Below are 13,035 nucleotides of genomic sequence, written 5' to 3' on the forward strand. Positions count from 1 at the left end.
GCCACACATCTGCGCATGACGGAAAGGTGACCTGATCACGGTTTGCCCAGGTCAGCACGAGAGTTTCGGCTGGTTGATATGGGTGCCCCCGGCAGGATTCGAACCTGCGGCACACGGTTTAGGAATCCACAGACAACGCGACGGCCGTAGAGGCCCTGACCTGCGAAGGGTTACCGTCGGGGTGGAACGAAGGCGGGCGCCATCCCGCGTATATCCCGCGTGCGATGCTCGTGCTTCCGGGTGTCTGCTTCGCTCCCCGTACGGCCGACGACCGTGCGACACTCGTAGTGTCGGCAACAGGAGGTGACGGTGACCACCAGCAGCGCAGAGTACGCGGCCGAGCCACCCGAGCGTGGCTCAGTGTCGCTCGACGAGCTGGCGCGGCGCAAGCACGTCCGGCCGATCGAGTCTGCCGACGATCTCGCCCAGGACGACGTCTTCGACACCGACGAGGAGCTTGACGCCTTCCTGGCGCACGTCCACGCCTCCCGTCACGCCGACCTCGCCTGAGCAGCCGTGGATCGCGTAGTCCTCGACACGGACGTCTCCTCCCTGAGCCTCAAGCGCCGGCTGCCCTCCCCCGTTATGACCCGGCTGATCGGCAAGCAGCCGTGCATCACCTTCATCACCCTCGGAGAGCTGATCCAGTGGGCAGAGCTCCGGCAGTGGGGCCGGCGAAATCGCGACGCCCTCGGCCACTGGCTCGACGGCGTGATCGTGCTGCCGTACACCGATGACGTCGCCCGCACCTGGGGTCAGATCTCCGCGTACGCCATCCGCCGCGGTCGCCCTCGCCCGGCCAACGACTCGTGGATCGCGGCCTGCGCCCTCACCTACGGCCTGCCGCTCGCCACCCTCAACGTCAAAGACTACGAAGACTTCGCCGAACACGAAGGCCTGACCCTGATCAGCCAATGACCGCACTACCGGGCTATAGATGGACTCCGCGACAGTCCGGGTCTCGAGCGACGGCCACGTACAGACAGTGTCTGATGGTTGTGGTCGCTGTCGTCAGGTCGTAGGCACCATCCTGACCAGATCCACATGGGGTTCGGATTGCAGCATCGGCCTGCTCCGGAGTCCCCCGGAAATCGGGAGAAATTGTTGGGAATAATCGCCGACACGCAAATTGTTTCGTATATCATGAAAGGCTCTCCAGCGGCGGGAGACCTTTCAGGTTTCTCCATTACATCTACAGTCGCACAGGAATTTCTTCGTGTGCGTGACATAGCGACAGGCAATACCCGCTACTTCACGCCGCCACCCTACAGCCTAAGCCCGCGAGCCAAAGCGGCGTACGAAACCCAGGAGAAGATCTACAGAGATCACCCGAGAGACAAGCCCTTGTTCAAAAGGGTCACCGACAAGATCGTTTTCGATTTCAATAACGAGTTTCCGTCAGTGATGGAATATGGACATGTCGGCATATCGCATTTGATAAACACACAGAATAGGACCATATTTAGCCAGTCATTGAGCCATCTACCGAAGCCTGAACGCAAAGACTTGATGAACAAGTTCTCATTCCTCGCCGAACAGGGCATTGACTGCATACCAATACAGCCGGAGTCCATCTCCATCGCATTCGACTTCCTGAAGCTACTGATTAAGCGCGGCGTTAATCTCAAAGGAGACTTTCGAAATAGTCTCAACGACATGCTTATCCTCGGGACGGCAGTCGCCAACGAGTCAGACCTATGGACGGAGGATAAGATCCTTGCACAATTCGCCGAAGATGAAGGGATCTCAAAGATCAAGAGCCATAGAGGTCACTTTGAGATTTCCATCAACGAGCCGAACATCGCCGATCGACGCGTATCGCGCGAAAGCAAGGGATACATCAATACAGCTTGGCGCTATGCGATACATCAACCGCCGGCTCCCGATGCCCCGAGTTTTCGTCGGCAGAGATAAGGACGCCGAACCGATTACTCGACTATTAGAACACATATCGCAGATGGAATTCGGATCCATAGTGCGATCAGGAATGTCCCCGGCTGTCCAGGTCCGTCCCCTAATCCGCTTTGCAACAGCCGCGTCGTGCAAGCACCGGAAGCCGAGCAACATCGATCGTCGCCAGCCACCGCAGGGCGGCGATCTCCTTCTTAGGCACACAACGCTGTGATGTTTCTTTCGATGCGAACCACCGGCAGAATCACGATCGGCGCTAGCTCGAACTACTCGGACCTGTGATGCCATGTGATCACGACCAGTGCTGTACGGCGGTGTTGCTGTACTTCCGTGCTGTACAGCATGAGAGGCCGCACCGAGCGCTAACAAATTCACCGAGGTCCGCGTTCTCAGCTCACCAGAGTTACCGTAGCTTCCTAGCGCAATAGGAATCAGGTTGATTTACTACTGCTGATGCTCGCCTCGTTCCGAGGACTGCTCCAGCTGCAACTCTCGCTTACGTTGCTCATCCTTGAGGACTTCGACGTTTTGCGCAAAGAGCTGCAGTACCCTTTTCTCGTCACCTTCGGAATACTCTTCGATTCGCAGCTCCGCACCCCTGTAATGCTTCTCAATTGCATCTGCAGTCTGCTGTTGATTGAATCCGCGTTCACGAAACTTGAAATAGCCGACCAATGCGGCAGCCATACTAACCAACGCACTGACGCCAGCTGCAGACCACCGAAAGTACTGTTGATATCCAGCGTTCCCGGTAGACGCACTGGTAAGACTGGTGGCAGTTACAGAGCCTACTATAATTAGCCATTGAAGAAGATTGCTGTATCGACGGTTACGCCGAGCGAGCTTGCGATAGCGCTCGACATCATCCAAGGCCGAAAGTCGATAGATACGCAATGCCGCAACAGGATCCGACTCCTCTGCAGCCGCCAAGTGTAGACGCTGGGTCTGCAACACCAAAAGCTCATACTGCGTCGACGCGACGGTAGGTCGCATCTTAAAAATCTGCCAACCAGCAAATGCCGTGGAGATCAGCGATCCAGCCAGGCCGAGAATGGTGAACGGACCTCGATAGTGAGTCCAAACCCCGACCAGCATTGCCCAGCCCAAGAAGCCGACCGCTACAAGGCTTGCGATGAGCCAGACGAGGCGGAGTCGTTGAGTAGTTCTAAGACCGCGGAGTGCCGTTTGCTTTTGATCAACCTCACGATCATTGTCGCGCTTCTTGGCTTCGAGGTCTTCGTCCACAAGTTCTCCACAGTGGTCAGACGGCGATCCGAAGCGGGAAGTCTAGACGAGGCACGATGGAACAATCTCGGGTTGGCTGGATCTGGCCACTACGGGATTCAAGTTCAGGTCGCGCGGGAATGGATGTTGTTTCACAACTGACTAGGACGGGATCTTTTCGCCGCCCAACAGATGGCCTTGCATGGTCCGTGTCAGATCTACTTGATCGGTCGCGCAGCGCTCTCCTGCCTGGTAAATGTTGGGCGCGCCGAAACGTGCGTTAGGTATCGAGTGGCACAGCAACGACAGGAGCGCCCCTAAGCACTGCTGGCCGCCTGACCGGCGCGGCCGGAGCGCGCGGCCTGCGGCGGCACAGACGGCCACCGCCTTGACCTTCCGACAGCTCAATTCGGCACGGCGCCATCCGACCCGGAGCAAGATCGATAGCGTCCAGGATCGTCCATCCCTGTCCGCTGACCTGCTACTCGGTCGCTGTGCTGTCCGGGTGCGTCCCAGACGGTCCGGGACCGTTGTTGGCAGAACCGTTAGCAAGCGCCGACGTGCAAGGAGGCCCTTGCCGGCGGCAAACGGATCCGGAGCGCAAGGCTGGCCACGGCCCGAGCCCCGGAAGTCGAGCGGCAACGATCGTCCGCACTGCGGCCGACGACGGTGGCCCGTAGCGGGATGACAGCGGGCGGGGTGGGCCTGCTCTTACTTCTGCGGTCTCGTTCGGCCATCATGGCGTGATGACCTGGGACTGGCTTGCACCCACAACAACGGAGCGCTCAGAGCGCACCGGGCGTGAACCAATACGGGAAGACAGACGTCTCTGTCTTACAGAGGTTATACCTCAGAGACTACGAAGGTAGGAACGACATGGCATTGTCGGTAGCTGAAGGGTTCGAGACCTTCTTGAATCGACTGGTTCCCCTAGCTTCACAGCGCCAGGCTGCGGCCAAACATAGAGCTAGCATCGAGACTTCGCTAAGGAACGCGCTTGACGTAATACTCTTCCGAGAGACTGGCTCTTTCACCCATGGGACGGGTGTACGAAACCACTGCGACAGTGATCTACTTGTAAGTCTAAGGAATACACGGCCTGGTAGCTCCGATACCGCGATTAACTGGATTAAAGATGCGCTACAAAAAAGCTTCCCATACACTTCGATAAAGGTGAGTCGACCGGCGATCATCGCAGCTTTCAATAACGGCACGGAGACGTGGGAAATAATTCCCGGTTTCATTACCGCTGGCGGCGGAGACAAGTACTCAGTCTACGACATACCGGGGGCCGCCTCTGGCTGGATTCAATCTGCTCCAGTCGCGCACCTTAACTACGTCAATACTATAAATGCAAAAAAGACCGCGCCAGGCGGCGCCAAGAAGCTCGCCCGCCTAATGAAAGCATGGAAACATTACAATAATGTTCCCATGTCTTCTTTCTACTTGGAGATGCGGGCCGCGAAACATATGTCAACCCAGGATGTTTTCTCTCCTATATGGGACGTATGTTGGCTGCTTGAGGCTCTAGTGTCTTCAAGCCTAGCCAACATGAACGACCCTGCGAACGTTTCAGGTCGATTCTACGCTTGCTCAAGTGAGAGCAAAAAAGCTGAAGCCCTCTCGAAGGCCAAGACAGGAGCCACTAGGGCTCGTAAAGCACTGGAGGCTTACCAGAAGGGCGATAACGGCCTAGCCTTCTACTACCTTGACCTCCTATTCGGCGGCAAGTTTCCCGCTCGCTCCTAGGAATCAGCGACGAATGACCAACACTCGTCCCCCCATCAGCATCCGACAGAACGAGCCATACCTGATCGAACTGCGGCAAGCTGCCGCTGCGGTACACGAACAGGCACTTCGAGTGGAGAGCGTGCGCGTTGGTGTTTCGCTGATACTCGCTACCTCGGGAATATTCGCTGCCTTCTTCCGGCTAGTATTGCCGCCTATCGCTATCGCGGGTGCGGTGTGGGCCGTTGCCTTGGCAACAGGAATCAACCCTTGGGTTAAGGGACTCGCGAAGTGCGCAGCTACCCTCCAGGAGATGTTCGATGTAGAGGTCTTCGGGTTGCCATGGAATAAGACCATCTGCGGGAGCATCCTGCCACGGTTTGACTGTAGCCGACTGGCGCGAAAATTTACTCCAGGCGGAGGCCGGGCAGACCGACTCCGCGACTGGTATGTGGACGTGGACGGGATACCACAGCCTTACGATGTACTTTTTTGCCAACTTCAGAATTTGGCTTGGGATGCGCGACTTAGGCGCCGCTGGTCACGCATCGTATTGGCACTGGTTATCGCTTGGATTGGGCTAGGGGCGCTGGTCGGCTATATCGCCGTTCTAACGCTTCGCGAGACGCTTATCAGTTGGTACCTTCCGGCCATGGGCGCTTTTCTGTTGGCCTTCGAGAACTATCGGGGACAAGTCGAGGTTGCCTTGGAACGGGAGCGCCTGATGCAGATCGTTCAGTCAGAGCTCCAAAAGGCCAAGAAGCCGCCTTTGAGTAAGTCCGAGCTGAAACGGATCGTCACAGCATCACGCGAGATACAGGACGTAATTTTTGCTACACGGAAACATACTGCGCGAGTTCCCAATTGGTTCTACAGTCGCTACCGCCCTGGGGACGAGCAAGATTTTCGGGTTGATGCTGATGATCTCCGGCGCCAACTAACTACCTGATAGCAAACAGCACTTTTCGGCAGCATGGCCTGTAACGCGGAAGGGCGGATCCCACAAAGAGCATGCGATGCAGCTCGGACCCTATGTCGTAACGATACGATCATTGCCTGATCAGGTGACGCCCCAGCGCAGGCACGCCCTTAGAGGACAAGCCGACCCGGACCGCAGGGCCGGCCACGGCCCGAGGACCGGAAGCGGTGCGTCAGCCGATCGCCCCGGCCCCGTGACACGCTCAACCCCTCACAGCGATCGTCACGGCCTTAGGCGACGTCTCTCCGTCTCTCCTTTGTTCTTCTCGTAGCTGCCATCCCCCGCAAGCCTGGCCGATGGTTAGATTCGGCCTGTCAACCACGTAGCGGCCTGGCCTTCGCGCCCCGGTCGAGACTGACAGACTCGCGGCAGTGGAGAGAACGGCCGTCTACTGGTCTGTCTCTATGGATTGCAATGGTGCTCCGTGCTCGTTTGGCGGTCGACTGGTTCGGGCCGGGACCGGCCCGAAGAGGCCGCATGCCCGGCCCGAGGGCCGGTCGACCGCCGGCGGCCCGCGCAGCGGGGCGCCCTTGAAGACGTAGAGAAAGTTCTCATTTGGCAGGTCTGGCCGTTCGGCCCCTAGAACGCTGGTGTCTCGTCTGGTGCTCGCGGCGGTGTCTAGTTGTCTCGTGGTCAGTCGGTAGCTGGCTGCCGCTTGGTGAGGTCCGGGATGAGTTCGGCCATGTCTGTGATGACGGCGTCGGCTCCGGCGGTGGTGAAGCGTTCTTGCTTGCCGGGCTTGTTGGCGTAGCCGATGCTGAGTGTTCCGGCGTTGTGTGCTCCCTGGATGTCGCTGAGGGAGTCGCCGATCAGGACACAGTCGGCGGGTGCCGCGTCCAGTTCCTTGACGGCCTGGCCGATGAGGTGGGGGTCGGGTTTGAGCAGCCGGGGGTCTGGATCGGTGCGGCCGATGATGGAGGTGAACATCGGTGCGAGGCCGGCGGCCGTGAGGTAGCGCGCGACTGCTTCGCGGGAGTTGTTGCTGACGGCGGCGATGGCGCGTCCGTCGTCGTGGGCCGCTTCGATGACCTGTCGGGCGTATGGGGTGGCGTCGGCTACCTCGACGGCGCGGAGCTCCATCGTGCGCAGCTCGTCCGCGACGGTCTGGGTGAGGTCGGGGCTGATGGTCGCGGCGTAGCGCAACACGTCGAACGGATCACCGGAGGCTGCGGCGTCCCCCGTGATCTCAATGCCTTCTCCCATGACCAGATCGCGTAGGTGGGCGGCGATGGTGGGCGCGGGCAGTCCGGAGAAGATGCCGCAGATCGGGCCGTCGAAGTCGAACAACAAATACCGGCTGCGGGCCAGGACGTCGGCCAGGGCAGTAGGAGGCGGGGTCATCCGGTGAACTCGCGACTGATCGTCTCCCAGACGGTGTTGAACCACTGGCGAGCCTGGGCGACGTACTGTGCCCCGACGGCTGAGCCGTCATGGACGGTGTGTCGGAACAAGCTTGCTTCCTTCCCCATCAGGTCGAACATGGGATGCGGTGTGCCCTTGATCTGCACGACATGTTGCCTGATCGGGTAGAAGCCGAAGAAGACCTCTTCGTTGTTCACGATGTAGAGCTTGAACAGCGGCGGGCAGTCATGGACGCGGATCTCGGCCGTGGCGCTGTCGACGATGCCCAGGTCGGCCAGTTCCTCGACCGAGTCCAAGATGGCCTGCCCGTGGCGCAGCATGATCCGGGTCGCGCGCTGGCGGAACTCCGGGTCATCGCCCAGGTCGTCACTGCGGCACGGTACGGGCATCGGCTTGGAGACATCAGGCACGAGGATACGCAGGGCGAGGCTCCGCGGTTTGAGCTGGCCGGCGCGGATCTTGTCGAGCGGTTCTTGAAGGACGCCGTGCAACGTCTCGCCGGAGAAGCCGAAGAAGTCGATCGCGACGTGTTCGCGGTCGAAGGCTGCTTCCACGTAGGGCCGGATGCTGATCGGCGCGGTGGCCACCGCTGCGTCGACGGGGAGCGCGGCGGCTGCTGCTGGGGTCGGACCGGCGGGGACTGCCACGCCTTGATGTGCGTCTTGCTCGTCATCGATGCGTTCGAATAGCTGTTCCGCAGTCCATCCAGGGAACATCTTCTCCAGAACGCGGCAGTGGTCGGGATATGGGAGCTTTTTAACGTCTCCGGAGATCCAGCGGTGAAGCTGCGCGCGGCTGGGTCCCCTGCCGACAAGGGACGGGTCGACCTTGCGAGCGGCTTTGTCGTATTCGGCGCTGAACGTCCGGTAGGTCTGCCAGTGGCGTTCGCGGAGCAGCGCTTTCAACCGCACGGGGGGATTCGTCTTCGTCTGCTCGTCCATTAGGGCGAACGTAACACGAGACGAGCAATAGACGAGACGAAGAGAGAACAAGACGCCCGAGATGCGATAGGCGCGGTCTCGCAGCGAAACACCCGGTCCGGCGAGGCTCGGGATCGTGAACGCCAAACGAAACACCGAGCTTGAGACGCGGACCCACCTGGAGGGCCTGGGGCGGGTCGCGTCGATTGATCGAGCACGTCGGCAGGCGGCGAACAGGAGGGCTGCGGGCTTGACGGAGGTTGAACGTCGGCTACTGCTCGAAGAGATCGCGCGAATCTCTGCGGAGTTGGGCGACTTGCAGGTCAAGGCCGCTGAGGTCGCACGCCGGGTTGCGAGTTTGTCGAGTTCACAGACGCAACGGACCGCCTGAATCACCTAACGCGCTGGCCGTGGCGCCGCGATGAGCTGCGGGGCCGGTGACGCGAGACAGGGTCATTCGTGGCCTGCCTCTCTCCGCGCGGGAGTTGAGGGATGACCTGGGTTTCCGTCGCCGGCCTCGCTTCCAACCAAGGGAGCACAGCATGGACGGGATCAACCGGAAACAGGAGCTGGAGACGCTCGTCGAGTTGTGCCGCGAACTGGTCCGGCTCGGCGTGAAGCCGGGACTCAGCGACGCTCGCCCAGCTCTGTCGGTGCGGACTGAGTTGAGTCACCGCAAGGTGTGGGTCGAGGTCGACGCCTTGCGTGGGACTTTTGTGTGGCGCCGCGACGACCACGAGCGTCACCCCCTCGATGATCCGGCCGGCGCCGCGGCACGCCTCGCCGAGTACATGAAGCGCCGTGATGATGCGGGGCCGGGCGAGCAATCATGACGCCCGATCCGGTCACCGTGTTGCATCGGCGCTTTCCGGGACTGGTGTTCTGGTTCGGCGTGCGCACGGGGTCATGGTGGGCCATCGTTCCGCCCCCGGCCGGATGGCGGCTGATCGAGGCCGCCGATCCTGATCAGTTGACCCAGGCGATCATCAAGTCTCAGTCGTGGCCCTGGCCCTCGCCCCGTCAAGGCGCACGCTGGACGCTGGGCGTCGGTCGGCACCACTGACGCTCATATAAGCGCACCGCGTGAGTCACGCTCTACGCGGTGCCGGCGGTCGAAAGGACCGGGCCACCTCTTCAGAGGTTCTTGGTGCGCTCGTCGAGTTGTTCGATCCTCGCGCGTAGGTGCCCGATGGCACTGCGCATCTCTTGCAGCTGACCGAAGATCATCTGGAACTCTTCGCTGCGTTCTGCCGAGTCGCTCTCGGTGCCGGCTGCTGAGTCCGGCAGCGCCAAGACGACGGTACGGCTTCCCTGCCTGCTCTCTAGCAGCCCTTCGCTGCGCAGGACATCCACGGCGCGTTCGATGGTCGCCTTCGCCGACCTGAACCGCTCGGCCAGTTCCCCGATCGGCGGGAACGGCTCCCCGATCGGAAACCGCCCCGCGGCGAGGTCTTCCCGCAGCTCATCCGCGATGCGGACGTACAGCTTCCGGCGGTCCGGGTGCGCGCTTGGCATGGGTCCAGGGTAGACGATCCAGCCCAGGTTTCTAGGTTCCCCAAGAAAGTTGCCCAAGATCGCTTGACTCTCTCCGTTTCCTAGCTAACCTATGAAACTGTCCTTCCTAGAGAAGCTAGGGAGGCGGTTCCCCAGGGAGTGTCATGCAGAACATCGGTATCCCGGTCGACACCCGCGCTTTGACCTTCGTGTGCGTGGCTCCGCCTGCGCCGAAGCTGGTCAACCGCGAGACGGGTGAGGTCAAGGTGGACGCCGAGGGCCGCACGGTCTTTCAGGTGGGTCTGTCGGTGGCGACCGAGGCCGGCCGGATCGACCTGGTCACGGTGAACGTCCCCGGCGACCCCGAGGTCCAGGTGGGCCAGATCGTGACGGTCTCGGATCTGATCGCGCGGCCGTGGAAGCAGGTGATCGGCGGGCAGGAGCGCCACGGGATCTCCTTCGGGGCCTCGGCCGTGGTTCCCGCGTCCGTCGTCCAGGCCGCCTGAGCAGGGGTCCGCTGATGTTCGACAAGGCAACGCTGTGCGTGGCGGGTGCGGGTCTTGTCGCCGTGGTGGCCGGGGGCCTGACATGGCGGCGGTTTCATCCGCTGTCGTTCTGGCTGTGCGTCGGGTTCCCGGCCCGCGCGGTCTGGCTCTACGCCACCTGGCAACACGTCGCCTCCGCCTGCAAGCTCACCCACAAGCGGCGGCGCTGGCGCGTCACCCTCGACTCCGTCCCGGTCCTGGGGGCCGCTTCCCGTGAAGCCACGGCGATCGTGGAGCGCCGTCACCTGCGGCGGGTCGAGATCGAAAAGGCTCCCCGCCTCGGCCTGATCCGCCCCTCCCGGCTGGGCTGGCGGCTGCCGATCACGCTCAACGACGGCCAGATCCCCGACGACTTCGCCAAGGTCGCCGAACGGCTCGCTCACGCCTGGCGGGCTCACGCGGTCCGGGTGCTGGACTCCAAGCCGGGCAAGGTCGTGCTGATCGCCACCCGCAAAGACCCCCTCGTCACCGTCCCGCCGGTCGAGCCGACACCAAATGACCTGCTGACCGTGCGGCCCGGTGTGCTGGAGAACGGGCGGCCGTGGCTGATCGACTTCAAGACCGTCCCGCACTGGCTGTTCGCCGGCGCCACCCAATCGGGCAAGTCCACGCTCCTCAACGCCATCATCCGCGGTCTCGCTCCGCAACCGGTCGCGCTCGTCGGCTTCGACCTCAAAGGCGGCGTGGAGCTCACTCCCTACGCGGCGCGCATGTCGGCTCTGGCGACGACGCGGGCGGGGTGTGTGCGGCTGCTCGATGGGCTGGTGTCGGAGTTGACGCACCGGATGGCCGACTGCCGCGAACACGGTGTGCGCAACGTCTGGCGCCTCCCCAAGCACCTTCGCCCGATGCCGATCGTCGTTGTCGTCGACGAGGTCGCCGAACTGTTCCTTATCGCCGACAAGGCCGAGAAGGACACCGTCGCGAAAACGTCGGTGGCGCTGCTGCGGATCGCGCAGTTGGGGCGGGCGTTCGGGGTCTATCTCATCGTCTGCGGCCAGCGCATCGGCTCCGACCTCGGACCCGGCGTCACCGCCCTGCGCTCCCAACTGTCCGGGCGCGTGTGTCACCGGGTCAACGATCCAGAGACGGCGACCATGACGCTCGGCGACATGGACCCCGCCGCACTTGAAGCCGCACGCGCCATCCCCGCCGAAACGCCCGGCGTGGCGATCGTGGCCGGCAGCGACGGGTCCTGGCACCGCGCCCGCTCCGCACTCACCACCGAGGCCGACGCGGAAGACGCCGCCCACGCACACCGCCACCTCGCCACCCCCTGGACGGATCTCGTCCGCACCGGCCCGCGCGCCATCCCGGACGACCAAGCCGCCTAACCCTCTCTCGACCTTCCGGAGACATCCCGTGAACAACGTGATCCCCCTGCGTCGTCCCGCCGTCCGTGTCTCGTCCGCTCGTCCCCTCCTGCGGGACGGCCGTCCGTCCTCGTCCCGCGTCGTCCTGGACCCCGTCCGGGTCACCTTCGACGACACGCGTGGTGTCCACGTCGCCGCCTGCGCCCGGTGCGCCGAGACGGAATCGGCCTACACGGACGGGCTGGGGTGGCTGCTCGACTGGGCCGAGGCTCACTGCTGTGACGGTGAGTTGGCCGCGCTGCTCGCCGCGTGTGACCAGAGGGCAGCGTGATGCCCCGCCTTGGCGGACTGGTGGCCGACTCCGGGCCGGTCGTCGTGCTGGCCGGGATCGCTGCGGCGGGCTCGTTCACCCACATCCGCGACACCGCCCGCCAGCACGGACAACACGGCTGGATGGCCTGGGCCATCGCCGTCTGCATCGACCTCACCTGCGTCATGGCCGCCCGCGAGCGGCAACGGGACCGGCGCACGGGTCGGCGGACCGGGCCGATCTCCTGGCCGTCGCTAGTCCTGGCCGGCGGGGTGGTGCTGTCACTGGCAGCCAACCTCGCCCAAGCCGAACCCACCCCATGGGGCTGGCTCACCGCCGCGACCCCGGCGGGCGCGTTCCTGGTGGCGGTCTCGATGCTCGAACGACGCTCCACCGGTCGACGCCCGGCCGAGGTTCCCTCGTCCTCTCCCTCGGCCTCGTCCGCGACGGTCGCTGACGAGTCGTCACCGGTGCCGCCGTCGTTCGGACGGCCGTCCTCAGACCTCGTCCTCGTCCGCGACGACCAGGACGACGCACCGAGGCAGGACGAGCGTCGGGACGAGGCGGCCTCGGCGGGTGGTCCGGCGGCTGAACTGCTCACCTTCGCCCGCCGCGTCGCCACCGAACACGAACAACGCCACGGACGCCCCATCACCCGCGACGCCCTACGCGCCCGCCTCGGGATCTCTAACCAGCTCGCCTCTGACCTGCTCCGCCAGATCCGCACCGCTTGAGGAGAGGAACCCTCGTCATGACCGCACAGCCGATCGTGCCCGGTGACCTGTTCGCGCGCCACCAGACCATCAAGGGCCTTCGCGCCCTGGCCGACTTCTTGGAGAACAACCCCGGCGTTCCGGTCAACACCTACGGGTGGGACCTGAGCTACCACGCCCGCGGCACCGACGAGCACCAGGCGGCCGAGGTCGACCGCATCGCCGCCCTCCTCGACGCCGTCCCCGTCGACGAGCGGAACGACGGCGGCCACTACACCGTGACCAAGACCTTCGGACGCATCACCTACACGGCCGTCCACGTCCCCTCACGTCGCATGGCCGCCCACAACGCGCTGATGAGCTACGCCGACGTCTTTCACGCCACCACCGACCAGGACGCGGCGTGACGGGCCTCGATGACGAGCGTCCGGCGCTGGTGCCGCCAACCCGGCACTGGGCGTGCTGCCACTGCACCGGCGGACTGACCTCCGAAGGCTCGACCTGCGAGCACTGCCAGGGCCTCGGGTTTTCCTGAC

16 protein-coding genes are annotated in these 13,035 nt (G+C 63.0%); 12 read left to right on the forward strand and 4 right to left on the reverse strand.

Annotated elements, in window-relative coordinates; genetic code table 11:
* Positions 1-309: 309 nt before the first annotated feature.
* The 3 genes from NE234_RS06385 (at position 310) to NE234_RS06395 (ending at position 1,914) form a co-directional block, all read left to right on the forward strand.
* Positions 310-510, forward strand: coding sequence for a hypothetical protein (locus NE234_RS06385; protein ID WP_252777916.1), 201 nt, complete (start codon positions 310-312; stop codon positions 508-510).
* 6 nt (positions 511-516) lie between these two features.
* Complete coding sequence (locus tag NE234_RS06390) at positions 517-918, forward strand: type II toxin-antitoxin system VapC family toxin (RefSeq protein ID WP_252777917.1); 402 nt, start codon at positions 517-519, stop codon at positions 916-918.
* Between the two features lie 126 nt (positions 919-1,044).
* Entirely contained in the window at positions 1,045-1,914 is an 870-nt protein-coding gene (locus tag NE234_RS06395) for a hypothetical protein (protein ID WP_252777918.1), read from the forward strand.
* 441 nt (positions 1,915-2,355) lie between these two features.
* Here NE234_RS06395 and NE234_RS06400 read toward each other — a convergent pair whose 3' ends face one another.
* A complete protein-coding gene (locus tag NE234_RS06400) occupies positions 2,356-3,156 on the reverse strand; it encodes a DUF4231 domain-containing protein (RefSeq protein WP_252777919.1) in 801 nt (266 codons plus the stop codon).
* An 855-nt stretch (positions 3,157-4,011) separates the two neighbouring features.
* On the opposite strand from NE234_RS06400, the gene NE234_RS06405 reads away from it, so the two are divergent.
* Positions 4,012-4,884, forward strand: coding sequence for an SMODS domain-containing nucleotidyltransferase (locus NE234_RS06405; protein ID WP_252777920.1), 873 nt, complete (start codon positions 4,012-4,014; stop codon positions 4,882-4,884).
* Between the two features lie 13 nt (positions 4,885-4,897).
* Positions 4,898-5,812 (forward strand): S-4TM family putative pore-forming effector, encoded by a 915-nt coding sequence (locus NE234_RS06410; protein WP_252777921.1) that lies wholly within the window; start codon positions 4,898-4,900, stop codon positions 5,810-5,812.
* A gap of 663 nt (positions 5,813-6,475) precedes the next feature.
* On the opposite strand, the gene NE234_RS06415 is transcribed toward NE234_RS06410, so the two are convergent.
* Both NE234_RS06415 and NE234_RS06420 read right to left on the reverse strand, forming a co-directional pair.
* Positions 6,476-7,183: an HAD family hydrolase gene (locus NE234_RS06415; protein ID WP_252777922.1), complete on the reverse strand. Its 708-nt coding sequence runs from the start codon at positions 7,181-7,183 to the stop codon at positions 6,476-6,478.
* The gene (locus tag NE234_RS06420; protein ID WP_252777923.1) at positions 7,180-8,145 is read right to left on the reverse strand and encodes a hypothetical protein; all 966 of its coding nucleotides are present in this window, start codon (positions 8,143-8,145) and stop codon (positions 7,180-7,182) included. The genes NE234_RS06415 and NE234_RS06420 overlap by 4 nt, the downstream gene beginning before the upstream one ends.
* Positions 8,146-8,666: 521 nt before the next feature.
* Here NE234_RS06420 and NE234_RS06425 point away from each other — a divergent pair.
* Positions 8,667-8,957 carry a hypothetical protein gene (locus tag NE234_RS06425; protein WP_252777924.1) on the forward strand — a complete coding sequence of 97 codons (291 nt, stop codon included), beginning with the start codon at positions 8,667-8,669 and terminating at the stop codon, positions 8,955-8,957.
* The gene (locus tag NE234_RS06430; RefSeq protein WP_252777925.1) at positions 8,954-9,187 is read left to right on the forward strand and encodes a hypothetical protein; all 234 of its coding nucleotides are present in this window, start codon (positions 8,954-8,956) and stop codon (positions 9,185-9,187) included. The genes NE234_RS06425 and NE234_RS06430 overlap by 4 nt, the downstream gene beginning before the upstream one ends.
* A gap of 71 nt (positions 9,188-9,258) precedes the next feature.
* Here the strand turns inward: NE234_RS06430 and NE234_RS06435 are convergent, their stop codons facing one another.
* Entirely contained in the window at positions 9,259-9,639 is a 381-nt protein-coding gene (locus tag NE234_RS06435; RefSeq protein ID WP_252777926.1) for a winged helix-turn-helix domain-containing protein, read from the reverse strand.
* Between the two features lie 143 nt (positions 9,640-9,782).
* On the opposite strand from NE234_RS06435, the gene NE234_RS06440 reads away from it, so the two are divergent.
* Genes NE234_RS06440 through NE234_RS06460 form a run of 5 tightly spaced genes read left to right on the forward strand, consistent with a single transcriptional unit; the run spans position 9,783 to position 12,906 of the window.
* Positions 9,783-10,124, forward strand: a complete 342-nt coding sequence (locus NE234_RS06440) for an SCO3933 family regulatory protein (RefSeq protein WP_252777927.1) — start codon at positions 9,783-9,785, stop codon at positions 10,122-10,124.
* Between the two features lie 14 nt (positions 10,125-10,138).
* On the forward strand, positions 10,139-11,497 hold the full coding sequence (locus NE234_RS06445) for an FtsK/SpoIIIE domain-containing protein (protein WP_252777928.1): 1,359 nt from the start codon (positions 10,139-10,141) through the stop codon (positions 11,495-11,497).
* 28 nt (positions 11,498-11,525) lie between these two features.
* Positions 11,526-11,807: a hypothetical protein gene (locus NE234_RS06450; protein WP_252777929.1), complete on the forward strand. Its 282-nt coding sequence runs from the start codon at positions 11,526-11,528 to the stop codon at positions 11,805-11,807.
* Positions 11,807-12,520, forward strand: a complete 714-nt coding sequence (locus NE234_RS06455; RefSeq protein ID WP_252777930.1) for a DUF2637 domain-containing protein — start codon at positions 11,807-11,809, stop codon at positions 12,518-12,520. Before NE234_RS06450 ends, NE234_RS06455 begins: the two co-directional genes overlap by 1 nt.
* Positions 12,521-12,537: 17 nt before the next feature.
* A complete protein-coding gene (locus tag NE234_RS06460) occupies positions 12,538-12,906 on the forward strand; it encodes a hypothetical protein (RefSeq protein ID WP_252777931.1) in 369 nt (122 codons plus the stop codon).
* Positions 12,907-13,035: the final 129 nt, after the last annotated feature.

The sequence above is a fragment of the Actinoallomurus rhizosphaericola genome, from assembly GCF_024055675.1.
Lineage (GTDB): Bacteria > Actinomycetota > Actinomycetes > Streptosporangiales > Streptosporangiaceae > Actinoallomurus > Actinoallomurus soli.

Coding starts and splice junctions, on each gene's coding strand:
- NE234_RS06395 (WP_252777918.1), top strand. CDS start 1,045: ATGGGGTTCGGATTGCAGCATCGGCCTGCTCCGGAGTCCCCCGGAAAT.
- NE234_RS06405 (WP_252777920.1), top strand. CDS start 4,012: ATGGCATTGTCGGTAGCTGAAGGGTTCGAGACCTTCTTGAATCGACTG.
- NE234_RS06410 (WP_252777921.1), top strand. CDS start 4,898: ATGACCAACACTCGTCCCCCCATCAGCATCCGACAGAACGAGCCATAC.
- NE234_RS06415 (WP_252777922.1), bottom strand. CDS start 7,183: ATGACCCCGCCTCCTACTGCCCTGGCCGACGTCCTGGCCCGCAGCCGG.
- NE234_RS06420 (WP_252777923.1), bottom strand. CDS start 8,145: ATGGACGAGCAGACGAAGACGAATCCCCCCGTGCGGTTGAAAGCGCTG.
- NE234_RS06425 (WP_252777924.1), top strand. CDS start 8,667: ATGGACGGGATCAACCGGAAACAGGAGCTGGAGACGCTCGTCGAGTTG.
- NE234_RS06430 (WP_252777925.1), top strand. CDS start 8,954: ATGACGCCCGATCCGGTCACCGTGTTGCATCGGCGCTTTCCGGGACTG.
- NE234_RS06435 (WP_252777926.1), bottom strand. CDS start 9,639: ATGCCAAGCGCGCACCCGGACCGCCGGAAGCTGTACGTCCGCATCGCG.
- NE234_RS06440 (WP_252777927.1), top strand. CDS start 9,783: ATGCAGAACATCGGTATCCCGGTCGACACCCGCGCTTTGACCTTCGTG.
- NE234_RS06445 (WP_252777928.1), top strand. CDS start 10,139: ATGTTCGACAAGGCAACGCTGTGCGTGGCGGGTGCGGGTCTTGTCGCC.
- NE234_RS06455 (WP_252777930.1), top strand. CDS start 11,807: ATGCCCCGCCTTGGCGGACTGGTGGCCGACTCCGGGCCGGTCGTCGTG.
- NE234_RS06460 (WP_252777931.1), top strand. CDS start 12,538: ATGACCGCACAGCCGATCGTGCCCGGTGACCTGTTCGCGCGCCACCAG.